At 59.8% G+C, this 22828-nt stretch carries 19 protein-coding genes; 13 read left to right on the top strand and 6 right to left on the bottom strand.

From position 1 onward, the window contains the following. Nucleotides 1–61: 61 nt before the first annotated feature. Both ACILSQ_RS00660 and ACILSQ_RS00655 read right to left on the bottom strand, forming a co-directional pair. Nucleotides 62–493, bottom strand: a complete 432-nt coding sequence (locus ACILSQ_RS00660) for a DUF5069 domain-containing protein (RefSeq protein WP_395741635.1) — start codon at nt 491–493, stop codon at nt 62–64. A gap of 189 nt (nt 494–682) precedes the next feature. Next, a complete protein-coding gene (locus ACILSQ_RS00655) occupies nt 683–1405 on the bottom strand; it encodes a hypothetical protein (RefSeq protein WP_395741634.1) in 723 nt (240 codons plus the stop codon). A gap of 78 nt (nt 1406–1483) precedes the next feature. On the opposite strand from ACILSQ_RS00655, the gene ACILSQ_RS00650 reads away from it, so the two are divergent. The 4 genes from ACILSQ_RS00650 to ACILSQ_RS00635 are packed head-to-tail and all read left to right on the top strand — an operon-like array spanning nt 1484 to nt 3734. Then, nucleotides 1484–1828 (top strand): hypothetical protein, encoded by a 345-nt coding sequence (locus tag ACILSQ_RS00650; protein WP_395741633.1) that lies wholly within the window; start codon nt 1484–1486, stop codon nt 1826–1828. Continuing rightward, the gene (locus ACILSQ_RS00645; protein WP_395741632.1) at nt 1825–2226 is read left to right on the top strand and encodes an HNH endonuclease; all 402 of its coding nucleotides are present in this window, start codon (nt 1825–1827) and stop codon (nt 2224–2226) included. Before ACILSQ_RS00650 ends, ACILSQ_RS00645 begins: the two co-directional genes overlap by 4 nt. Before the next feature lie 14 nt (nt 2227–2240). Then, entirely contained in the window at nt 2241–3344 is a 1104-nt protein-coding gene (locus tag ACILSQ_RS00640) for an alpha/beta hydrolase family protein (protein ID WP_395741631.1), read from the top strand. Nucleotides 3345–3359: 15 nt separating this feature from the next. Further along, the gene (locus tag ACILSQ_RS00635) at nt 3360–3734 is read left to right on the top strand and encodes a hypothetical protein (protein ID WP_395741630.1); all 375 of its coding nucleotides are present in this window, start codon (nt 3360–3362) and stop codon (nt 3732–3734) included. Nucleotides 3735–3748: 14 nt separating this feature from the next. Here the strand turns inward: ACILSQ_RS00635 and ACILSQ_RS00630 are convergent, their stop codons facing one another. Further along, nucleotides 3749–4897 carry a 6-phosphofructokinase gene (locus ACILSQ_RS00630; RefSeq protein WP_395741629.1) on the bottom strand — a complete coding sequence of 383 codons (1149 nt, stop codon included), beginning with the start codon at nt 4895–4897 and terminating at the stop codon, nt 3749–3751. 187 nt (nt 4898–5084) lie between these two features. Here ACILSQ_RS00630 and ACILSQ_RS00625 point away from each other — a divergent pair, with 187 nt between their 5' ends. Both ACILSQ_RS00625 and ACILSQ_RS00620 read left to right on the top strand, forming a co-directional pair. Further along, the gene (locus ACILSQ_RS00625; RefSeq protein WP_395741628.1) at nt 5085–5972 is read left to right on the top strand and encodes an EamA family transporter; all 888 of its coding nucleotides are present in this window, start codon (nt 5085–5087) and stop codon (nt 5970–5972) included. Nucleotides 5973–6118: 146 nt separating this feature from the next. After that, the gene (locus ACILSQ_RS00620; RefSeq protein WP_395741627.1) at nt 6119–8482 is read left to right on the top strand and encodes a CehA/McbA family metallohydrolase; all 2364 of its coding nucleotides are present in this window, start codon (nt 6119–6121) and stop codon (nt 8480–8482) included. Nucleotides 8483–8578: 96 nt separating this feature from the next. Here the strand turns inward: ACILSQ_RS00620 and ACILSQ_RS00615 are convergent, their stop codons facing one another. Together ACILSQ_RS00615 and pbpC are read right to left on the bottom strand one after the other, a co-directional pair. Beyond that, complete coding sequence (locus tag ACILSQ_RS00615; protein ID WP_395741626.1) at nt 8579–12406, bottom strand: hypothetical protein; 3828 nt, start codon at nt 12404–12406, stop codon at nt 8579–8581. 181 nt (nt 12407–12587) lie between these two features. Next, nucleotides 12588–14843 (bottom strand): penicillin-binding protein 1C, encoded by a 2256-nt coding sequence (gene pbpC / locus ACILSQ_RS00610; RefSeq protein WP_395741625.1) that lies wholly within the window; start codon nt 14841–14843, stop codon nt 12588–12590. A gap of 146 nt (nt 14844–14989) precedes the next feature. Here pbpC and ACILSQ_RS00605 point away from each other — a divergent pair, with 146 nt between their 5' ends. Genes ACILSQ_RS00605 through ACILSQ_RS00595 form a run of 3 tightly spaced genes read left to right on the top strand, consistent with a single transcriptional unit; the run spans nt 14990 to nt 17318 of the window. After that, a complete protein-coding gene (locus ACILSQ_RS00605) occupies nt 14990–15898 on the top strand; it encodes a hydroxypyruvate isomerase family protein (protein WP_395741624.1) in 909 nt (302 codons plus the stop codon). Between the two features lie 26 nt (nt 15899–15924). After that, complete coding sequence (locus ACILSQ_RS00600; protein ID WP_395741623.1) at nt 15925–16311, top strand: VOC family protein; 387 nt, start codon at nt 15925–15927, stop codon at nt 16309–16311. Further along, complete coding sequence (locus ACILSQ_RS00595; protein WP_395741622.1) at nt 16308–17318, top strand: phosphotransferase enzyme family protein; 1011 nt, start codon at nt 16308–16310, stop codon at nt 17316–17318. The genes ACILSQ_RS00600 and ACILSQ_RS00595 overlap by 4 nt, the downstream gene beginning before the upstream one ends. A gap of 223 nt (nt 17319–17541) precedes the next feature. Here ACILSQ_RS00595 and abc-f read toward each other — a convergent pair whose 3' ends face one another. After that, the gene (gene abc-f / locus ACILSQ_RS00590; protein ID WP_395741621.1) at nt 17542–19419 is read right to left on the bottom strand and encodes a ribosomal protection-like ABC-F family protein; all 1878 of its coding nucleotides are present in this window, start codon (nt 19417–19419) and stop codon (nt 17542–17544) included. A 127-nt stretch (nt 19420–19546) separates the two neighbouring features. On the opposite strand from abc-f, the gene ACILSQ_RS00585 reads away from it, so the two are divergent. From ACILSQ_RS00585 to ACILSQ_RS00570, 4 genes are read left to right on the top strand one after another with little or no spacing between them, the layout of a single operon-like run. Beyond that, nucleotides 19547–19729, top strand: coding sequence for a hypothetical protein (locus ACILSQ_RS00585; protein WP_395741620.1), 183 nt, complete (start codon nt 19547–19549; stop codon nt 19727–19729). A gap of 20 nt (nt 19730–19749) precedes the next feature. Beyond that, nucleotides 19750–20856 (top strand): hypothetical protein, encoded by a 1107-nt coding sequence (locus tag ACILSQ_RS00580; protein ID WP_395741619.1) that lies wholly within the window; start codon nt 19750–19752, stop codon nt 20854–20856. A 24-nt stretch (nt 20857–20880) separates the two neighbouring features. Further along, nucleotides 20881–22047 (top strand): PQQ-binding-like beta-propeller repeat protein, encoded by a 1167-nt coding sequence (locus tag ACILSQ_RS00575; RefSeq protein ID WP_395741618.1) that lies wholly within the window; start codon nt 20881–20883, stop codon nt 22045–22047. Then, on the top strand, nt 22047–22790 hold the full coding sequence (locus tag ACILSQ_RS00570; protein ID WP_395741617.1) for a TVP38/TMEM64 family protein: 744 nt from the start codon (nt 22047–22049) through the stop codon (nt 22788–22790). The genes ACILSQ_RS00575 and ACILSQ_RS00570 overlap by 1 nt, the downstream gene beginning before the upstream one ends. Nucleotides 22791–22828 lie beyond the last annotated feature (38 nt).

Below are 22828 nucleotides of genomic sequence, written 5' to 3'. Positions count from 1 at the left end.
CCGCACCCCAGTACCTGCGTCGGCAAAAGAAAAGCTCATGCCACCTGCGGAAGTCGCCCCATCACGGCGCGCGCCCTTCTTCGACATCCATCATGTCAAAAAACGTCACCAGGTCCTCACGGTGCCCCAGCCCCGCCTCCGCCCGCTGCCGGATCAGCCCTTCCGTGGCCGCATCACGCCAGCCTCGCTTAAACATGAAGCCGTTCCAGATCTCGATCTGCTCCGCCGTCGGCCGGTTCCCGTTCTGGCAGCACCATTCCAGAATTTCCTCGTCCGTCCCGCCTTCCAGCGTGCGTGCTGAGAGCTCGTTGAAATCCACTCCCAGAAACTTGCACACCCGCTCATCAAACGTGCGGTTTCCCGCCAGGTACCCCAGGTGATAACCCTCGGGCAGTTTGCCCTCCTTCGCATTGAGCCGGATCTTGTCCAGGATCCGTCCAAACACAGCGATGCCACCGACGAGATCACGAGGAGAGCGAATAGGAAATGCCATGCACCCCAGTTAGCAAGCGTGCACCTCAAGTCAATCCACCGCCTTCCCATCCCCGGAGGGGATGGCAGCGGGTAGCCAGGGGTCAGCTCGCGCAGCGAGCGCCACCCCTGGCACGCTTGATCTCACACATCCTAGATCATGGGCGCATGCCGGCGGCATGCCAGCACTGCGCGCGGGGTCTTCCATGCCCTATTCCGCCTTCTTCTTCTTCGCAGCACCCGCTTTGGCCGGTGCTTTCGCCGCAGCCGCCACCTTCTCACCCGGCTTCGGCAGCGTCGCCTTCACCTCTTCCCACGCGGGATTCAGCGTCGCCTCCTTCAGCGTGAAATTGCGGAAATCCACCGACTGCCCGCTCACGGTGAATCCCGGCGCGGCCTTCTCGTTCAGAAACAGATCATTCGCGCCCCACGCCACCAGGTCATCCACCTTGCCCAGCATCTTGTCTCCCACCATCTCCAGCCGCACCTTGTGCCAGCCCTCGCCCAGCTCCGCGGGGAAGCGCGCAAACACCACCGCCTTGTCCGGCCCTTCATGGTCGTTGTCATCGCGCTGAATCGCCACCGACTTCGGCGTGATCATGATCCGCGCCATGTGGTCCTTGATCGCATTGATCGAAAGGCTCGTCCCCTTCGCCCCGGCAAACTTGAACTCATATTCAATGATGAAGTCCTTCATCTTGTTCGGCAGCCGCGTCACCGCGCCATGCTTGTCCGCCTCCAGCTCCGAGCCACGCAGCACACCATCCACCGGCTTCCACTCGCCCTTGGCCGCCTTCCACGGCGCAGTCGCGCCATCGCTGAGCTTGTTTTCATAAACAACTTTGCCGGGCACGGCCAGCAGCGGCTTGTCTTCGGCACGTGCGCCAAAGGAAATCATAGCGAGAGTCAGGGTGAGCAGGGAGGTAGGTTTCATGGAACCGTGTGAACGACGCGCCAGCGGGCAAATTGCAAGAGACTTGATCAAGACGAGGCCGGGGATTAAACTCCCGCCATGACGACAACGGCGATTTTTCCCGACATGTCCGGTACGACGCCTGAAAGTGGTTTCGTGGCCGTTTCCGGCAGCCATCGGGCACGGGGGCGAACCGCCGGTGCCGCGCTGGACGCGTTAACCGGACAACTGACGGATGAAGAGTCTGCTTCGCTCATCATGGTGCAGTCGATGCAGCCCGATCGGTTTTTCAATGCGGCGCAGAAGGAACGGCTGGAGCAGCTCATGCAGGCCTGGAAGGAATCTCCAGAGACACCCCCTTCGGCAGAGCTTTTGGCGATGCTGGACGAAGAGCTGAAGGCCACCATTGAACGATCCAAAGCCCTGCTCAACCAGCGGTCATGAATCCGCGCTACCCGCTCGCTGCCGTACGGGCGGGGTTTCGCTGCGAATACTGTCACGCTCCTCAGGCGGTTTCCAATTCGCACTTCGAGGTCGAGCACATACTGCCCCTGTCACTGGGTGGCGACCATCAGCCTGAAAATCTGGCTCTCGCCTGCCCTTTCTGCAATGTGTTCAAGGGCTCGGCGGTCGAGGCCCCTGATCCGGGGACCGGAACAGCGGCGAAGCTGTTTCACCCGCGCACGGGCAACTGGGACGAGCATTTTACCGTCAATGTCAGCACCCTGCATGTCGTGGGGCTGACACCGACGGGCAGGGCCACTGTCGAGCGATTGCGAATGAACCGTGAACTCGCAGTTTTGGCGCGCGGCTACTGGGTGATGATCGGACTGTTCCCATAAAAAACTACGCCACCATGCGCCCTCTCGCCGTCAGTCTCCTCCTCCTGCTCTCCCCCATGCCCATGCAAGCCGCCGAACCGAACACCGCCGCTGCTGAAGCCTGGCTCGCCAAAACCTCGATCGCCCCGCCCCTGCAAGTCCCCGCCTCCCTCGACGCATGGCAGCAGAAGCGCACCGAAATCCGCGCCAAGCTCAACGAACTCCTCGGCGATCTCCCCCCGCGTCCGCCCGTTTCCGCCATTCAGATCACGAGCCGCGAAGACAAAGGCGCCTACACCCTGGAAACCCTGCAGTTCGACAACGGCGCGGGCGAGATTGTCAAAGGCTACGTCTTCCTCCCCAAGAACGCCACAGCACAAAACAAAGCTCCCGCCATTCTCTACTGCCACTGGCACGGCGGCCAGTATGACATCGGCAGGCAGGAGCTGCTTCAGACCAATGCCACCCCCGTTGCCGCCGGTCCCGCGCTCGCGGCCGCCGGCTACATCGTCCTCGGCATCGACGCCCCCTGCTTTGGCGAGCGCAACGGCCAGGGCCCCGACGGCCCGCAGCAAAAAGGTGGCAATGGCGAAATGACCGCGGCCAAATTCCACCTCTGGGCCGGCCGCACCCTCTGGGGCATGATGCTGCGCGACGACCTCACCGCCCTCGACTACCTCTGCTCCCGCCCCGAAGTCGATGCGCAGCGCATCGGCGTCACCGGCATCAGCATGGGCTCCACCCGAAGCTGGTGGCTCATGGCCCTTGATGACCGCCCCCGCGCCGCCGTCTGCGTCGGCTGCATGACGCGCTATGAGGAGCTCATCCGCTCCGGCATGCTCAAAGCCCACGGCATCTACTACTTCGTCCCCGGCATGCTCAAACACTTCGACACCGAAGCCGTCATCGCCCTCTCCGCCCCCCGCCCCATCCTCTTCATGACCGGAGATCAAGACACCGGCTCCCCCACCTCCGGCGTCCGCCACATCGGCGAAATCGTGGCGAAAATCTACGCCCTCCACGGCAGCGACACCGCATCGCATTTCGAAAACCAAATCTACCCCAACGTCGGCCACGTCTATCTCCCCGAGATGTGGGAGCACACTCTCAAATGGCTCGACCGCTGGGTGAAAAACTGATTCAATTCCCCAGCCATGAACTTTCCTCCGAAGGCCATCAGCGTGCTGCTTCTCGTTCAGTGTCTCTTCATTGGGATGGGGTGTGCGTTCGCCCGGAAAATGGCACGCTTCATTCAGCAGGCAGACCTGGATCCCATATTCGTGCATCACATGCCACAGTGCGCACAGCTTGTGCTCAGCATCGGCCTTTGGGCGCTGCTGATTCCCTTGTCATGGGCGGCATGGGTAAGCCTGCGTTCCGAAGCTCATCGCGGCATTCCTCTGACACAGTTGGTCGATGCCAGGATCACCATCGGTCTGACCGCGGTGATTGTTTGCACCTGGTCTTATGCCGCCATGCAGGCCATGGAGGTGGGTTTGGGTTTCCACGGCCCCTTGCGCCCTCTTTGACAGTCCGGCTTAACTTACCACGAACTCAGATCATCATGCAGCTGCTCCATCTCACGTGAGAAGGCTGCGCGCTCCGGCATGTCAGGCTCGCCATACGGCACCATCTCCACCACGTTCTTGCGCAGTGCCGTGATGCCGCTGCCACCGTCCGGATTCTGGATGGTTTTCCACGCATGATCCGCAAACCGCGCCGCCAGGATGCAGTCTCCCGGCGTCGTGTGTCCGCCGCGCTGCAGGTGGCCCAGCACGGAAGGGCGCACCTCCAGGTCAGGGAAGGGGGCTCCAGGCCGCTGGAAGTATTGCTGGAAGGCGTCCATCAGCACGTAGGCGCGGTTGCGCTTCTGCGGCGGGTCAAACTCCACGCCCTCCGCCACCAGCACGATCGCATGGCCGCGGCCGCGCGTCATCGCGCCTTCAATCTTCGCCGCCAGCTTCTTCATCGCCTCCTCATTCAGCGCACCTGCCTCAGGCGTGATGATCATTTCCGCGCCCGATGCCAGGCCCGCCATCCGCGCCAGGTCACCGCTCGCACGGCCCATCGTCTCCAGCACCATCACCCGCCGGTGGCTGCGCGCCGTGTCGATGAAATGATCCACCGCCCACACCAGCGTGTTCACCGCCGTGTCCACACCCAGCGCCATGTCGGTAAACTGCAGGTCGTTGTCGATCGTCGCCGGAATGCCGATCACCCGCAGGTCGCTCTCCTGCGCCAGCAGCCGCGCACCCGTCAGCGAGCCATCACCGCCCACCACCACCAGCGCCCGCACATTCAGGCCCTTCAGCAGCTTGATCACACTGTCGCGCACCTTCTTCTCGTGAAATTCCAGGCAGCGTGCGGAGCCCAGAATCGTGCCCCCTTTGCCCATGATCCCGCTCACGCTCGCATGGTCCATCTGGATGATGTGCAGCTGCTCGGAGATCAGCCCCGCGCGCCCCGTGTGGGTGGCGATGTCATTCTTCAGCTTCACCAAGGCTTCCGGATCATCATTCACGGCACGCGCCGTGCGCACCAGCCCGCGGTACCCGTCCCGAATCCCCAGCACGGCGATCTTCTCGCGGTTCAGGCCCAGGCGCACGACGGCACGGAGGAAAGCATTCATGCCGGGCGCGTCACCACCACTGAAGAGGACGGCGACGGATTGTTCGGGGAAAGAGGCGCTCATGGAAATTAGGTTGGGGGGGATTATCTGCTTAGCGAGCACCGCTCACCCTGCAAGTAGCGGCTCACGGCCACCGAAATGCCAGACATTGAATGTCAATAGCTCCTGTCTTTGGCCCGTTCGTCATTCCGCATTCGTCATTCGTCATTCCCGCTCTTGCCCCGCCCTCCTGCGCGTGGTTAGTGCCCCCGTGTCCCCAGCCCTCGCCACCTCGCTTTTCCCGTTCATCGCCGCCCTCCTGTATGCCTTCGGCGCCCTCGTGCTCAAGCGTTCCAGCGACCTCGGCGTCGGCCTCTGGCGCACCACCTTTGTCGCAAATTTGATCGTCGCCGGCCTCTTCTCCCTCCTCTGGCTCCTCGGCGGCCCCCCGGTGGAAAGAGACATGCTCTGGCAGCCCGGCGTCATCGCCATGTGCCTCTTCATCGGCCAGATCTCCCAGTTCCTTGCCCTGGAAAAAGGAGACGTCTCCGTCGCCGTCCCCGTCTTCGGCCTGAAGGTCATCCTCGTCGCCTTCTTCACCCCCTTGCTCATTGGCGAGGCCGTCAGCGTGAAGCTCTGGATCGCCGCCTTCCTCAGCGTCCTCGGCATCACCTTCCTCAATCGCAAAGACGCCGGCCAGCCCCCGCGCCATTTGCTGATCACCTTCATCGCCGGCGGCGTCGGCGCCGTGGCCTTCGCCATCTTCGATGTCCTCGTGCAGAAGTGGGGCCCCTACTGGGGCGTCGGCCGCCTTCTCCCCTGCATTTTCTGGATCAATGCCCTGCTCTCCTTCGGCCTCATCTTCCGCTTCTCCGCACCCCTCAGCGCCATCCGCCCCCAGGCATGGCCCTGGCTTGTTGGCGGCTCCGCACTGCTCGGCACCCAGAGCATCATCTTCGTCAGCACACTCGCCGTATTTGGCAAGGCCACCTCCGCCAACATCGTCTATGCCTCCCGCGGCCTCCTCAGCGTCGCCCTCGTCTGGATGATCGGCCACTGGTTCAAAAACGCCGAGCAGCACCTCGGCCCCACCGTCATGCGCTGGCGCCTCGCCGGTGCCTTGCTGATGATGAGCGCCATCGTTCTCGTCGTCGTTTAAAAAGTCGCGACAGCGTCCCCGGAGTGCGGCGCTTCAGCGCCGCTTTCGAGCGTCCCACGATGCGCGCGCAACTCCATCGGGCTGCAGCAGTCCAAAACGCCCTCTCGCCTTGGAAGCCCACGTCTTCCCTAAGCGTTTACATCACCATGAAAACGTCGCTGCTATTCCTCGCAGTCTGTCTTTGCGCCCACGCCGCCCCCGTCGAGCCCCAGCCCTTCTTCGCCGCCACCCAGCGTCTCATCGACGCCACCACCATCCTCGGCTCCCCCTTCACTCCCGAGGAACTCACCACCCTCCACGCTTGCATCCAGGCCCACGATGCCGCCTCCATCTCCAAAGCGCAAACCGTCCTCGATTCACACGCTCTCTTCCACGTCACCATCACCCCCGAGCAGCGCGTCAAAGTCGAGCGCGGCTCCGCCAAGCCCACCCTCGATGAATCCGGCTGGCGTCAGTACCTCGTCCGCATCGAAAACGAAGCCGGCGTCACAGCCCGCCTTGCCGCCACCAGCCCGCAGGCCAAGGAAGTGTACGTCAAAGGTTCCCCGCCCGTCGTCCCAAACGTGAAGCCACGCGATCCCGGCCAGCCCCCGCTCGCCGCCCGCTGGCTCGACATGCACCTGTTCGACTCCCCGCCGCTGCAGCCCACCCTCAGCGGCCTCGGTCTCGAATACCGCATCATCCAGCTCTACAGCAGCGAGGCCGGAAAACGCGAAGCCACTTTCAGCTTCGACACCGGCCAGGGCACGCAGGACCTCGGCTTCCGCGCTGAAACCAGCATCCTCTTCGACTGCCGGCCCGCACGCGAAGTCACGCTCAGCATCACCGATGAAAACGGCAAGCCCTGCATGGCCGAACTCCTCATCAAAGACCACGCCGGACGCATCTACCCCAGCCAGATCAAACGCATCGCCCCCGACTTCTTCTTCCACCCGCAGATCTACCGCGGCGACGGCGAAATACTGAAACTCCCCGATGGCGCCTACGACGTCACCTTCCGCCGCGGTCCCGAATCCATCCCCGAACAGCGCACCGTAAAAATCACCGGCGCAAACACCACGCTCAAGTTCCAGGTCCAGCGCTGGATCGATCCCAGCAAGCTCGGCTGGTGGAGCGGCGATCACCACATCCACGCCGCTGGCTGCGCCCACTACTCCGTGCCCAGCATGGGCGTGCACGCGCCAGACATGGCCCGCCATTGCATGGGCGAAGATTTGAAAATCGGCGCCAATCTCACCTGGGGCCCCTGCTTCGATTATCAAAAACAGTTCTTCACCGGCAAAGAAGACAAAGAATCACGCTTCCCCTTCCTCCTTCGCTACGATGTGGAGGTCAGCGGCTTCGGATCTCACAAAAGCGGCCACCTCTGCCTGCTCAAACTCAAAGAACAAATGTACCCCGGCGACGACAGCACCGCGCACTGGCCCACCCTTTGCCTCAACACCCTCAAATGGGCCAAAAAACAAGGCGCCCTCTGCGGCCCCGCCCACAGCGGCTGGGGCCTGCAACCGCTCGCCGAAAACGACCCCGCGCGAAAACAAAACTACAAACTCGGCATCCCCAGCGCCACCGACGAACTCCCCAACTTCATCATCCCACCCTTCAACGGCATCGGCGCCAACGAATACATCGTCGATGTCACCCACCTCGTCGAAGGCCCCGACGGCAAACCCGTCCCCGCCGTCGATTTCCTCTCCATGGTCGACACCCCGCACACCTGGGAGCTCAACATCTGGTACCACACCCTCAATGCCGGCTTCCGCACCCGCATCAGCGGAGAGACCGACTTCCCCTGCATCTACGGCGAGCGCGTCGGCCTCGGCCGCGCCTATGTCAAACTCGACGGCCGCCTCACCTACGACGCCTGGTGCGAAGGCATCCGCTCCGGCCGCGCCTACGTCAGCGATGGCAAAAGCCACCTCATGGATTTCAAGGCCGCTGTGCCCATCATTCCCGAGCTTCCCAAGGGTGCTCAAGGTCCGAAGGAAGTCTTGATGAATCCCACGGAAATGGGCGTCAAAGACAGCGAGCTCAGGCTGCAGATGCCCATGACGGTGAGGCTCACCGCCAAAGTCGCCGCCCGCCTCGATAACAAACCGCATCCCGAAATCCTATCCGCCCCCGTCGATCAAAAACCCTTCTGGGACCTCGAACGCGCCCGCCTCGGCACCTCATCAAACGTCCCCGTCGAAGTCATCGTCAACGGCGTCTCCGTCGCCCAGAAAAACATCCTCGCCGACGGCACCACCCGCGACATCACCTTCGACGTCCCCATTTCAAAAAGCTCCTGGGTCGCCCTCCGCATCCGCGCCAGCTCCCACACCAATCCCATCTTCGTCATCGTCAACGACAAACCCATCCGTGAAAAACCCAGCCTCGAATGGTGCCTCAAATGCGTCGATCAATGCTGGTCACAGAAAGAAGCGCTCATCGATCCCAAGGAGCACCCCGATGCCGTGGCCGCGTATGACCACGCTCGGCAGGTGTACCGCGATCGGCTGGCAGAATAACGAATCGCGTGTCTGATTACCGTGACATCAGGGGCATCGTGACCAACGTCAAATAATATGGTTTGGGAGCGAGAAGGCAGAACGAGCTCTTTTAAATCACGTGCCTTTTTCGGCGTCTTTGATGACTTTTGGAAGTTGAGTTGCAAGATCCTGAAATGGAACCACTTGATCCCTAGAAAACTCAATCGCATCGAGATAAGACATAGGGACTCTGCCACTTGTGACCAGTAGTGGTTTCCAGCGGATTAGCTCAGGTGAGATACCGGTGAGCTTCGCGACTCCGAAGGGATTATTCTTGAGCCAATCGACCCTCCGTTGGTGCTTAACCAGAGAATCCTGAGAGTTGGTTGGATCCCCTCGAAACTCCTCTAACTGCTGTATCACCTGACGAACTGTAAGGGCTGTTTTGAGGCGCTTGCATTCGATCAAAAACACAATTTTCCCCCTTGGACTCCACGCTAGAATGTCGATGTCACCCAAGTCCGGAGACTGGGGAGCACCCAACGCACTCATCTTGATCTCCACCTTCAAATCTGGGAGCGTTTCGGCGACCACTTCGGCGACATTTTTTGCAAATTCGTGGCCCTTCCTGTGTGCAACACTGCCCAGATATCTCTTCATTTCTTCGGACTTGAAAAGCCTTTCAGGAAGATGTCCCTGAGAGATCGACTGACTAAGGTAACGATGCCAACGATGGAGATGCGGCGCCGAGATCGCAAATTGTCTCGGTGATCGGGAAATCTCTACAAAGGGGCGAACCAAAACCGAAAGCCCACGGAAATAGCGCCAAGGGAGCACATCATTTATGTCGCATCCCTTCGGAAGATTCTTATTCCATGCTGGCCTGATTGGAAGCACGAACCGATTAATAAATGATTCCACTTGGGGCTCGGAGAGACCACCGCCCTTCTTCAGCAGGGACATGAAAAGCAGTGATTCTAAGGTGCCCCCTCCATCTCCGCACTTTATTGCAAATCCAGTGAATATTTCGATGATTTTAGAGAGAGCATCATAAGGGAAGCCAAATTCCGCACAAAATGCCTTCTGAAAGGCAGCAATTTCCGGGACTTCTTCGCGGGGACATTCCACTACGGCTTCCTCATCCCTATCATCGGAAACGTCAAAATTCTCATCGTAGGCATCTGCGTCCCATTGAATCTTGTCGTCGATTCTTGACTTCAGATACGGTTGCACAACTTCCTGTTGGAATGAATCGGCATATTCAATCACCCCATTAGGATGGATGGTGATGTTGCTTTCGACAAAGCCAGCAGCAACAGCGTCTCGGTAGTTTGCCAATTCAATCATGACCGCCAATTCTGCGAGTAGGGACGCGTGTTGGGTTTGTGAAATGATCTCTTTCGTTTCGGGACTGTATGAATACACGGCTGTCTCAATAAGTGCCCTGTTAGTAATCTCAGTCAGCGCCAAACGACCACTTTCATTCCGAAGTCGCTCACGAAGCCAGTCAGCCCTATCTTCCAAAGAAAGGAGCGATCGAGTCGAAAGGCTCCATCGAGAGCCACTTTTTGACAACTCATCCAACTGAGAGAACGAATAAGACACTACAGGAAGGATCCAGAACTGCTTCAATCGAGAGGAGAGCCTTGCTTGAATTCCAGCCACGACCTTATCCAAAAATATTCTTGCTTCATCGGCGTCTGTGATTTTTTTCGGTGGATTGTCATCCACCGTATAAGCTAGGCCAACACCAATCCGAGCGGTTTCCTCCTCTGGAATCATGACGGGCTTTGCATTTTCTGGCGATGCAATCACGGATTCTAACGTTGAAGCTTGAATAACATGAAAAAATCGGGAATTTTTGTCCTTTGTTATTTTGAGAATAAGTTTCTCTATTTCTGCGTTGGATATGTTGGCTTCGGATATCTCCACGGCGGCCGCGATGAGAACAGACACAATTTTAGACTCTGCTAAGTTGTCTGGGCGATAAAATTTGTTCATAAACCCTTCTTCAAATACCAAGCGAGCTGATTTTGAATGTCGATCAATCGTTAGTGTCAAATCTCCTAATTCGCTAGTGGATGCTGGGATGGTGGATAGGTTCCAGTTATCCGCGTTTGGGAAATAAAGCTCGAGTTTTAGGTTGCTAGAAATTTCATCTCGATGTTCCTTTTCCAGTGAAAACAGTACACGTTCAGCCCAATTGCAAACGCACTCCCATAAACGGAAAACAAGGTTAAGAGCAGAAGGGCTTTTTGGTCGATGCACTGAGTCGATCCACCAACAGACGTTACCATATTCTATACAACTACGGAGAAGTCCAGCGCCTGCCGTTTCATAGTCGTAATACACATGATTGGTGCTCAAATCGGGATTCAGACCCGCTTCTTGGCGGTGCAACTCAACCCAGGTAATTCCATCCACGAAAAGCCGACAGTGACGATCTCTGATCGTTTTTAGCTCTACATTGATTTTCTGCGCGAAATTTCCTTCAATCACCAACATATTGTGGAGATTGCGAGGATGCATGTTCAGCGGCTGAAGAGCAAAATTTTGATGCTTCCACATGCCGTACAGGTTAAGAAGTCCGCTAAAATTTAGGATTTTTATATTGGCTTTTTCTGCGAGATTTTCTTGCTCGCTCAAATACCACAACCGTTTGGCGCTGAAATCATGGTCGAAGGTAAGTGTTTGCCAGTCGGCAAGATCGGCAGAGTAGAAACGCCACCCTGGATTGATATCTCCAAGTCCAAATCCAATAGGCTTCCCAATAGTTGAAAACGCAAGCAATACCATTCCACCTTTAAACCCATTGATGTTTTCGCAAGCGGTACAGCAATTAGAAATATAACGTGCAAGATCGACCGATTGTTCATCACTAAAAGATTCGACCTCTTCGAGATCGCTTCCTTGGGTTAGTGGCGAAGTCATTGTCAAAGCAAGCACCGGCATCCCATAGTCGAATTGACCAATGACAGCATATAGCGGAGGAAGATTGGGTGGTGGACTTGGAAGCCTGAAATCCACTTCCAATGTAATGCCGATTCGTTTGAGAATTCGGTTGCAGAAGAACTCGGCGCTTTCTTTTTCGAAAAAAGTGTTGGCCCAGCCGCCAAGATTTGGTGCAACCTCTAGTACGTGAGTGATGGCTGCACGGCACAGCGAAGTGGGTGAGGCGATAATAAGCCCGGAAGGGGCACGGATAAGTGGACGCTTTTCCAGTGGAGAGCCAAATAAGGGCGCTGATCCTAACTCTTCAATTTTAGTAAGATCGAAAATAAATGGGACCAACTTTGCATCAGTAATTCCCAGGATATCAAGGCGTGAAGTGTCGAAGTAGATGGCGTTGGCATGACATTCCAGTTCATCTGCTGTCGGTAAGGATAGAGATTCAATAGAGGGATTGCCTACTGAATAGCGAATCAAATTCAAATCACTAGCAACTGATTCGCTTAGCTTGAGGAGTTCCAAAACCGATGCGTAGGCATCGCCAAAGCTCGGAAAATCAATTTTTTCGCCAAGGAAGATCAAGAGTCTTTCCAAGATAAAGTCTACGTGAGAATAAATTCCCCCGAAAACACGAAAACCACCGTTTCGGGTGCAGATATAGCCGACAAAAGCGTCCTCCGGAGGGTCTTCTTGAAGTGCTATTGGTGAGTTTCGAATATCCGCAACCCAAATTTGTAGATCCGAAATGGTGGCCTTTTTAGTTCCGTGGCAGCACTTGACGGCTAGATGTAGGAGAGCCTCGATCAGAAGTGTGTTATCGAGCAAATCGGGAATTGTCTCTAAAGACGCGATTAGTCGAATTGCGGAGGATCTTTCAAATTTGACGAGGCGTTTTACAAGGGCTGGGTGGTCTTCGCAAAGATTGTTGATTGAGTATTCTGGAGGTCCGGGTGCCTCGTGGAAATCATCAGAATGCGGGAGGTCTTCTGGGGAAGGCTGTGCGAATGGTTCCATGGTCCGAGTTTCTTGTAAAAGGTAGTGATGTGAGACAAAAGTTATCAGGCGGTCAGGCAAGCTTCAATCTAAAACCTAATCTGAATGCTCGGTTATATTAAAGCTTTGCACGGATATACGCGACTTGGTCATTGAGATGCAATTGTCACTTACAGACATGCTCGCAGGCATAGTGATAGCCTCACTCCTCCCTCACAATCACAAACGTCCTCGCCCTCTTCCCACCCGCCTCCTCTTTCACCTCAATCTCATGCCTTCCCGTCTTCAAAATCGCAAACGTATGCGCCCCCTCGCTGCGCAGCTCCAGCGTCTCACAGCTCCACTTCACACTCGCCCCGCCCACCGCCTGCAATAACAAACGGCTCCCATGGTTCCGAATGTCCGGATCAAGAATAACGACCGTCCCCGGAATCGGATTCGTGATCTTCAGCACGGGCCTCGTCTCCGTCTCCGCCGTCGTCACCAGATCCCCCAGCCAGTTCCCGCTGCTGCCGATCCACTCCGCATACTCACGCGGCAAAATCGCCCGCCCCTTCGCATCATAGTCTCCCGCCTGCGCCACCGGCGGCAGCTTCCCCGAGATAAAAAACTCCTCCCGGCTCACCCGCGCCGGAGGCGACTGCGGCGTCAGCCGTTTCCCCGTCCGCGGATCAATCCGCGCCCGCACCACCTCCTTCGGAGTCGCATACCAGCTCATGGCATGACCCTTGTGCAAATGCAGCATCACATCCTTGAAGATCGGCCCCGCACCCGTCACCCCGCTCACATCCTGCATCGGCGTGTTGTCAAAATTCCCCACCCATACCCCCACCGTAAACTCCGGCGTGTACCCCAGCGTCCAGTTGTCACGAAACGTCGAGCTCGTCCCCGTCTTCACCGCGCACTTAAACGGCAGCCGCAGCACCGACCACCCCCCAAACGACATCTCCCTCGCCTGATTGTCGCTCAAAATATCCGCGATCAGCCAGCTCTCATTTTCTCCAAAAACTCTTCGCTCCTCCGCAGCCCCGTCATCCTGCACCAGCGTCCATCGTTTGAATTTCCCCAGCCGCGCCAAACACGCATACGCATTCGCCAGCTCCACCAGCCGCACCGAAGCATTCCCAATCGTCAGCCCCAGCCCATAATGCGCCGCATCCTCCTCCAGCGTGCTCAGCCCCAGCTCCCTTAGCTTCGGCAGAAGCGTCTCCGCCCCACCAATCGAGTCCAGCACCCGCACCGCCGAAATATTCAGCGAATTTCCCAGTGCATACCGGTACGTCATCGGCCCATAGCTCCGCAGCGAAAAATTCTCCGGCTTGTACGTCCCCGACGCCGTCCCAAACTCCACCGGCAGATCCGCCACGATGCTCGCCGCCGTCGCCCCGCGTTCAAACGCCATCAGGTACGTAAACGGCTTCATCGCCGACCCCGGCGAATGCGGCGCCCACGCCCCATTGAGCTGCCCGCCATCCTTCGCAAAGAAATCACGCGATCCCGCCAGCGCCCGCACTTCACCCGTCGCGTTTTCAATGATGACCACCGCCCCATGCGTCACATGCCGTCCCTTCAGCGCCTCCAGCCGCGCCGCCATAATCGTCTCCACCTGCTGCTGCAGCGTCGCATCCAGCGTCGTCCTCACCGTCGCGCCACTCGCCGCCCCCCGCAGCATCTCAATCGCATGCGGGGCCTCAAATCCGCCGCTGAAACGTTGCAGCACGATCTTCTGCTCCAAAGCCACGCGATGCTCCTCATCGCTCAGCCAGTGCAGCTCATGCACCTTGTCCAGAATCCGCCGCTGCCTCGGCAGCACACCCTCCAGATTCCGAAACGGATTCAGCCGCGCCGGCGACTGCGGCAGCGCCGCCAGCAGGGCGCACTCCGCCGGCGTCAGATCCCCCAGCGGCTTGTGAAAATAACCCGACGCCGCCGTCGCAGCTCCCGTCATCAGATTGCCAAACGAAACCCGGTTCGCATACGCCGCCAGCACCTCCTCACGCTTCCAAGACATCGCCAGCCGCCGCGCACGCAGCGCCTCCACCACCTTCACCCACAGCGTGCGTTTCCCCGATTGCGGTGTCGTGTTCTTGATCAGTTGCTGGTGAATCGTCGAAGCCCCCGAAACAATCCTCCCGCTCCTCGCATTGTCCCACCCCGCCCGCATCACCGCCAGCAGGTCAATGCCCCCGTGCGAAAAGAACCGCTTGTCCTCCGCCGCCAGCAGCGCATGCACCAGCGCCCGCGGCATCTCCGCATACCTCACAGGCGGCGCGGCGCGGTTTCCCTTCTCATCCAGCAGATGCCGCAGCGGCGTCCCATCCCGCGCCAAATAAATCGTCGATGTCGCCGGCTCCCTCAGCAGCCCCTCCGGCAGCCCCACCAGCCACGGCGCTCCCCACCATCCCGCCGCCGCCAAAACAAGCAGGGAGATAAGAAAAATTTTCCAGCGGCGGCGCATCCCTCCAATCAACGCGAACCCGCGCTGAAATCCAGAGCCCGCTGCTTCCGAAAAACAGTCTGCTGTCGCACTCCCGGCCCCATTCCGAGCGTCCCTCCCTGATTCTAGGCTTGGAATCCCGCCCCTCATCCGTGTAGGCTGCGCGTATGACACCATCCACCCTCTCCCGCCGCCAGTTCAGCACCCTCGCCAGCGTCAGCGCCCTCACGGGTCTGCTGCGTTCACAGCTCGCAGCCGCTGACAAAGCCGCGGGCGGCGCCGGCATGGGAAAGGTGAAGCACTCCGTCTGCAAATGGTGCTACAAGCAGATCCCGCTGGAGGACTTCTGCGCGGCCGCGAAGGACATCGGTCTCCAGTCCGTGGAGCTCCTGAACCCCGAAGATTTTGCCACCGTGAAAAAGCACGGCCTCCACTGCGCCATGGTCAGCTATCCCACCATCGAGGCCCCCGGCGGCGTGAAGCTCGGCCCCATCCCGAAGGGCTGGAACCGCACCGAGCATCACGATCTCCTCGTGCAGGCCTACGAGCCCCTGCTCAAAACCAGCGCCGAAGCCGGCTTCACGCAGGTCATCTGCTTCAGCGGCAACCGCGATGGCATGGACGACACTCAGGGCCTCGAAAACTGCGCCCAGGGCTTCGCGCGGCTCATGCCCCTCTGCGAAAAACTCGGCGTCACCCTCGTCATGGAGCTCCTCAACAGCAAGGTCAACCACCCCGGCTACATGTGCGACCACAGCGCCTGGGGCGTCTCCCTTTGCAAGAAGATCGGCTCCCCTCACTTCAAGCTCCTCTATGACATCTACCACATGCAGATCATGGAGGGAGACGTCATCGACACCATCCGCCGCGACCACGAATACTTCGCGCACTATCACACCGGCGGCGTCCCCGGCCGTGCGGAGATCGATGAAACGCAGGAGCTGAACTACCCCGCCATCATCAAGGCCATCCAGGAGACCGGCTACACCGGCTACCTCGGCCAGGAGTTCATCCCGAAGCGCCCGGACAAGCTCGCCTCATTAAAGCAGGGCGTCCAGATTTGCACCGTGGCCTAGAAGCGGGGTGAATGGGGTAAAGAATCATGCTTCACCATCTCTCCTTTGCCGTCACCGACATCGCACGTTCCGCGGTCTTCTATGACGCCGTGCTCGCGCCGCTGGGTTATGGCCGCGTCTGGCAGGATGACACCTTCATCGGCTACGGCAGCGAGCCGGGAAAAGATGTCTTTGCGCTCAAGCTGCGTCCGCAAAACGCAGCCGTGCCGGGAGATGGTTTTCATGTCGCCTTCGCCGCTTCTTCACGCCAGGCGGTGGATGCCTTTCACTCCGCGGCACTGGCGCACGGCGGCACGGACAATGGCTGCTCAGGCCTGCATCCAGAATATGGACCAGACTACTATGCAGCGTTTGTCATCGATCCCGACGGCTACCGCATCGAGGCGGTGATCACCGAAAGCTCTGCGCCATGATTCAGCAAGATCTCCTGGCTCTGCTCTGCCAGCCCTATGGGCTGACACCCGGCGACCTGCAGTTCGTGCGGAGCAATCAGAACCATGTGTACCTCTGCCAGCGCAGGGAAGGCAGAGGCATTCTGAGAATCTCCACCGGCAGACACCGGACTCCTGCCCAGGTGGAGGCCGAACTCGCCTGGATCGGTTTTCTCGCAGCTCAGGGAGTCCGTGTTTGCCGGCCGGTCCCGGCCCTGAATGGAGAACCCTTTCTGTCTCTGCGCATAGGAGACACCAGCCACATCGTCACATGCTTTGAGCACGCGCCCGGGCGCAAGATCGTGCCGGAGGACATTGCCCCGCCGGTTTATGAGAAACTGGGGGACTTGCTGGCCGGGCTGCACCGCCACACGCGGCATCTGCCTGCGGACCATGCCGCGCAGGCCCGGCCTCCCTGGCATGAGTCACGTCTGCTGCGGGAGGACGTCGCGGAGCTGCGCGGGCGCTTGCCCCCGTCCTTCCTAGAAAGTGTCGCGGACCTGATGATGAAGCTGCGAGATCTGCCGCTGACTCCGGAAACCTACGGGCTCGTGCATGGTGACGCCTGCCTGGGAAACTGCTTTCTGGACGGCGACCGTCTGTGGATCTTCGACTTCGACAACTGCGAGCACGGCCACTTCGCGCAGGACTTTGCGACCATCCTCTACGACTCGATCTACTGCCGGACGCTCAATCAGTTTGCCGATGAAGGCCTGAATGACCGCATCGCGCCCCTCTGGGCGGGACTGTGGAAAGGATACGCCGCAGCAGCAGGGCCGTTTCATGCCATCGGAGCGCTGGCTCTCAAACGCTTCTTCCTTTTGCGGGAAGCGGTGATCTACATCCACTACCACCGGACGCTGGATGTAGAGTCGGCGGCTGGCTCATTCAAAGCGGGCCTGGAGGTGATGCGCAGAAATGTGGAGGCGCAGCAGCATCAGGTGGACTTTGAAAGGCTGGCGGGGATGACAGCTTCTGCGTCCGCTTAGAGCATTTTACATTATTTCATAGCCTTGCGGAACTGCAGAGGCTTCGCAAGCCAAAGGCTGGCGCACATAGTGGTCCGCACAGTCCTCTGTGCGGTTCGAGCGTGCACGGCGGCCCAGATACCCCACAGAGGACTGTGCGGACCACTTTGCTGCCGCTTTCGCGATACCAGTGAGTGTTTTTCACCACTCGGTTGGCCATGTTATTATTTAAAGTGATCCTCCCCTAAATAGGCGGCGCGTTGTTGATCGCCTCCAGAGCTTCCGTGTCCTTCTCCCAGTCGGCGGTCACCTTGGTGATCTTTTCCTCCAGGCCCTCAAGCTCCGTGTTGAGAGACCGGAACAGCGCGGCGTCCGCATACGTCGATTCCTGCTGAAGCAGAGCCACGATCTCGTGCTTCCGCTTGTCCAGCGTGGCCAGCTCCTGCTCGGTGTGGAAGACGCGGAGGTCCAGCTCCTTCTTCGCCTTGCTGCGGGCGTTGCGCGCATCGGCTTCGGCACGGCGCTGCTGCTTGCTCTTGGGGGGCTCTTTCACTGCGGGCGCGCCGGCGCCGGTGCTGGTGCTGTAAGACGTCGGCTGGGCGTTGTGCAGCGTGGCCGTCAGCGCCTCGCGGGCGGAGCCCGCCTTCGTCTTGTCCAGGTAGTACTGGTAATCACCCGCATACGGCGTGGTGATGCCCGCGCTCACATGCAGCACGCTCTTCGCCATCTGGCGGATGAAGTGCACGTCATGGCTGATGAAAACCAGCGTGCCTTCATACTGCTCCAGCGCGTTGATCAGCGCGTCGATGCTGCCCATGTCCAGGTGCGTCGTCGGCTCGTCCATCAGCAGAAAGTTCGGCGGATCCAGCAGCAGGCGCACCAGCACGAGCCGTGACTTTTCACCCCCGCTCAGCACCCCCACCGGCTTGAAGACATCATCCCCGTGAAAGAGGAAGGACCCCAGCAGGGTGCGGCTCATGTTTTCCCCCGGCCGGCTCGGCAGGTCCATCGCGGACTGCAGCACCGTGTGCTTCATGTTCAGCACATCTCCGCGATACTGCGCAAAGTACCCCAGCTTCACATTGTGCCCCAGCTCGTAGGTCCCCGCCTGCGGCCTCAGCGCTCCCGCCAGGAGCTTCAGCAGCGTGGACTTCCCCGCGCCGTTCGGCCCCACCAGCACCGTGCGCTGCCCGCGCTCGATCTCCAGATCCAGCCCCGTGTAAACAGGCTGCGCGCCATATGCAAAGTCCACTCCCTTCAGACGGATCACCCGCTGCCCGCTGCGCGGCGGCTGCGGAAAGCGGAACTTCACCGTCTTCGCGTCCGCCACCGGCGCGTCGATCTTCTCGATGCGGTCGATCATCTTCGCCTTGTCCTGCGCGCGGGAGGCAAAGTTCGCCTTCGCTTTGAACTTGTCCACCCACGCCTGCATCTTCGCCAGCTCGCGCTGCTGGTTGTCATACGCGCCCTGCATCTGCTCCATGCGCGCGGACTTTTCACGCACGTAGTCATCGTAGTTGCCCGTGTAGCGGTTGATCTTGCTGTGCGCGATCTCCAGGATGCTGTCGCAGAGCGCGTTGAGAAATTCGCGGTCATGCGAAATCATCAGGATCGCCCCCGGGTAGCTCTGCAGGTACGTCTGAAACCAGATGAGGGACTCCAGGTCCAGGTGGTTCGTCGGTTCGTCCAGCAGCAGCAGGTCCGGCTCCTGCACCAGCAGCCGCGCCAGGTGCGCACGCATCACCCAGCCGCCGCTCAGCGTGCGCGCATTGCGCTCAAAGTCCGACTCCCGGAAGGCCAGCCCGCTCAGAATGCGCTTCGCCTTCGGCTCCACCTCCCAGCGGGAATGCTCGTCCACATGCCCGGTCGCCAGCTCCAGCACCGTCACGTCGTCGATGGGGGCGCTCTCCTGGGGCAGAAAGCCGAAGTCCAGCCCCCGCTCCATCACCACCTTCCCCTCATCCGGCACCGTCTCCTGCAGCAGCAGGGAGAAAAGCGTGGACTTGCCCGCCCCGTTCGGGCCGATCAGGCCGATCTTCTCACCACGGTTGATGTGGAACGACACCTGGCTGAAGAGCGTGCGGCCGGCGTAGGTTTTGCTGACATTGGAGACGGAGAGCATTTTTTGGAAAAAAGGGGGCGCCTATAGTGGCGTCGAATTGGCCGGTGTCGAGGACGCAGGCGGGTGATGAGGTTTGCAGAGTGAAATTGAGTCTTGGAAAGCAGTGCCGGAGCTTAAAATGGCTCTCATGACACCGATCGACGGGCGCACCAGAGAGCTGCCAGACAGAGAGCATTTAGATCTGCGTCCGGCACCCGGGCGGCGTGCTGGGCTATTTTCGGGTGAAGACAGCGCGCTGAATCACCCCGCGCGCCGCCAGTGGTTCAAGATTGCAACGAAACTCCAGCTTGGCGCGGGCCGTACTTTGTGAAAGTTTGCCCGTCTTACCCTATGAAATCCCGCCTCGTCTGCCTGCTTCTCCTTGCCGCTGCCTCCCTGCACGCGGCGGATCTTTCCAAACCCATCGAGACGCTCCGGTCAGTCCAGAAGGAAGGGCAGGGGAATGAGGCGGCGGCCAAGGCCTGGCAGGAGATCGTAAAGGCGGATGCATCTTCTCTTCCCGAAGTCCTGAAAGGCATGAACGGCGCGAATCCTCTCGCGGAAAACTGGCTGCGCACCGCCGTGGGGGTCATTGCTGACGCGGCCCTGAAGGCAAAAAAACTCCCCGTCCCGGCGCTCGTGGCCTTTTTAAAAGACACCAAAAACAGCCCCGGCGCCCGTGTGGTGGCCTTTGATCTCATCCATCGCGCGGACTCAAAGCTGGCGGAGGAGCTCACACCCACCCTGCTGGAAGACCCCAGCTCCGACCTCCGCCGCCACCCGGTCGCAAAGCTGATCGAGGCCGGTGATGCGGCTCTGGAAAAGAAGGACAAGGACGCCGCCATCGTCGCCTATGGCAAAGGGCTGGGCGGAGCGCGGGATGAAGACCAGATCAAAACCCTCACGAAAAAACTGCGCGACCTCGGCCAGAAGGTGGACCTGCCAAAACACTTCGGCTTCCTCATGAGCTGGAAGATGATCGCGCCCTTCAGCAATGCGGACCGCACCGGCTTCGACACCGTGTACCCGCCCGAAAAAGAGCTGAAGTTTGATGCCACCTACGAAGGCAAGGGCAAGGCGGCAAAGTGGGTGGACTTCACCAGCAAGGACGAGTACGGCAAGATCGACTTCAACAAGCCCTTCGGCATGGAAAAAAGCGTCGTGGGCTACGCCGCCACCGATTTCTTCAGCACCGAGGACCGCCCGGCGGAGATCCGCATCGGCTGCAAAAACGGCTGGAAAGTCTGGCTCAATGGCGAGCTCCTCTTCGCCCGCGACGAATACCACCGCGGCGCCAAGCTGGACCAGTACAAAATGCCCTGCCAGCTCAAGAAGGGAAAGAACACCATCCTCGTGAAGTGCTGCCAGAACGAGCAGACCGAGCAGTGGACCGTGGAATGGGAGTTCCAGTTGCGCATCTGCGATGCCACCGGCACCGCCATCCTCGCTAAGAACTGATCCATCAAAGCCCCCTCTCAAGCCATGAAAACCACCACTCTTGTTCTAGCTTTCAGCCTGTATCTTTCCTCCTTCGCGCGTGCCGACTGGCTGCAGTTCCGCGGACCAAACGCCACCGCCGTCTCCACGGAAAAAGCGCCGGCGGATGATCTGAAAGTCGCGTGGACTGCCGATCTTCCCGGCCGCGGCCTCTCCGCCCCCATCGTGGTCGGAGACCGCGTCTTTGTCACCTGCTCCAGCGGCCCCGGCCAGGAGACGCTCCACGTCTTCTGCTTCAATGCCGCGGACGGCACCACGCGCTGGGAGCGCGCCATGCGCACCACCGGCCGCACCATGACCCACCCGAAAACCTCCGTGGCCGCAAACACGCCATGCAGCGATGGCGAGCGCATCTTTGCCCTCTTCTCCTCAAACGACCTCTTCGCCTTTGATCTCGATGGCAACCTCCTCTGGCTGCGCGGACTCACATTTGACTACGCCAACGCCAGCAACAGCCTCGGCATGTCCCAGTCGCCCGTGGTCATCGACGGCACGCTCGTCGTGCAGAGCGAGAACGACAGCGAATCCTTCGCCGCCGGTCTCGACGTGGCCACCGGCCGCAACAAATGGAAGCTGGAGCGCCCGAAGGCCGCCAACTGGACGAGCGCCACGGTTTGGAAAAACACCGTCGCCCTGCAGTCGAGCAAAGGCATCCTCGCCGTTGACCCCGCCACCGGAAAAACCGTGTGGGACTACACCGACGGCGCCAGCACCATCCCCTCCAGCGTCGGCACTGGCGAGACTCTCTACGCCGTCTCCCACGGCATCACCGCCCTCGCTCCTGAAAAAGGCTCCGTGACTCAGCTCTGGCGCAATGAAAAGCTGAACCCCGGCACCGCCAGCCCCCTGGTGCTCGGAGACTCCATCTACGTGGTGAATGGCGCGGGCGTCCTCATCAAGGCGGCCGTGAAAAACGGCGATGAAGCATGGAAGCTCCGCCTCAAAGGCCCCTTCAGCGGCTCACCAGTCGCCGCCGGGAAACGCATCTACATCGTGAGCGAGCGCGGCGTCTTCCAGATCATCGACCCCGAAGCCCCTGAGGGCAGGGTGCTCAAAGAAATCGAGCTCAAAGAAACCGTGCTCACCACCCCGGCCCTCTCCGGCGGCGCCTTCTATGTCCGCAGCGACGCAAAACTGTGGAAGCTGCAATAATGATTCCCACCCCCGACGACCCCGCCCAGGAGCCTGAAGAGCTGGATGCCTCCATCGTCACCGCGGTGGAGCAGGAAACCTCCCGCGCGCTCGGAAAGGAGACGCGCCAGGTGCTCTACGCCGTCCTGCTCGTCGCCGCCTTCATGGCCCTCGCGCATTTCACCCCGCAGTTGAAAGCCTGGATCGATGACGTGCAGGTTTGGAAAAAAATGGTGCGTGACTTCGGCTGGGGCGCGCACGCCATTTTCATGGCCGCCTGCGCCGCCGGCGTCATGCTCGGCGTGCCCCGCCTCCCCCTCTGCGCTGCCGCCGGCCTGGTCTTCGGTTTTGGTCAGGGCCTCCTGCTCTCCCTCGTCGCTTCCACCCTGGGCTCCTACGGCGTCTTTGTCCTCTCACGCCACGGCTTCCGCCGCGCCGCCGAGTCACGCGCGGCCAGGTGGCCCTGGTTGAAGAAGCTGCTCAAAAAACCCTCCGTCCTCCGCGTCTTCTGGGTGCGCCAGCTCATGGTGCCGGGCCTCGTGCTGAATGTCCTCCTCGGCATGACCCCGGTCAAACACACCCGCTTCCTCCTCGGCACCCTCCTCGGCTACCTGCCGCTCAATGTCGCCTTCTGCCTCGTCGGCAGCGGCCTGGGAAAAGGCAGCCTCGCCACCACCATGACACAGCTCCTCGGTGCCATGGCGGTCATCAATATCGCCGCCTGGCTGGTTTACCGCGTGATGAAAAAGCAAAAAAACGCCTGAGGCGGTCGCGGTCGGAGCGACAGCCCCAGCCCGCCATC

It is taken from the genome of Prosthecobacter sp., from assembly GCF_044227185.1.
Lineage (GTDB): Bacteria > Verrucomicrobiota > Verrucomicrobiia > Verrucomicrobiales > Verrucomicrobiaceae > Prosthecobacter.
The sequence above is the reverse complement of the archived record's forward strand: the minus strand, read 5'-3'. Positions and strand labels throughout refer to the sequence as shown.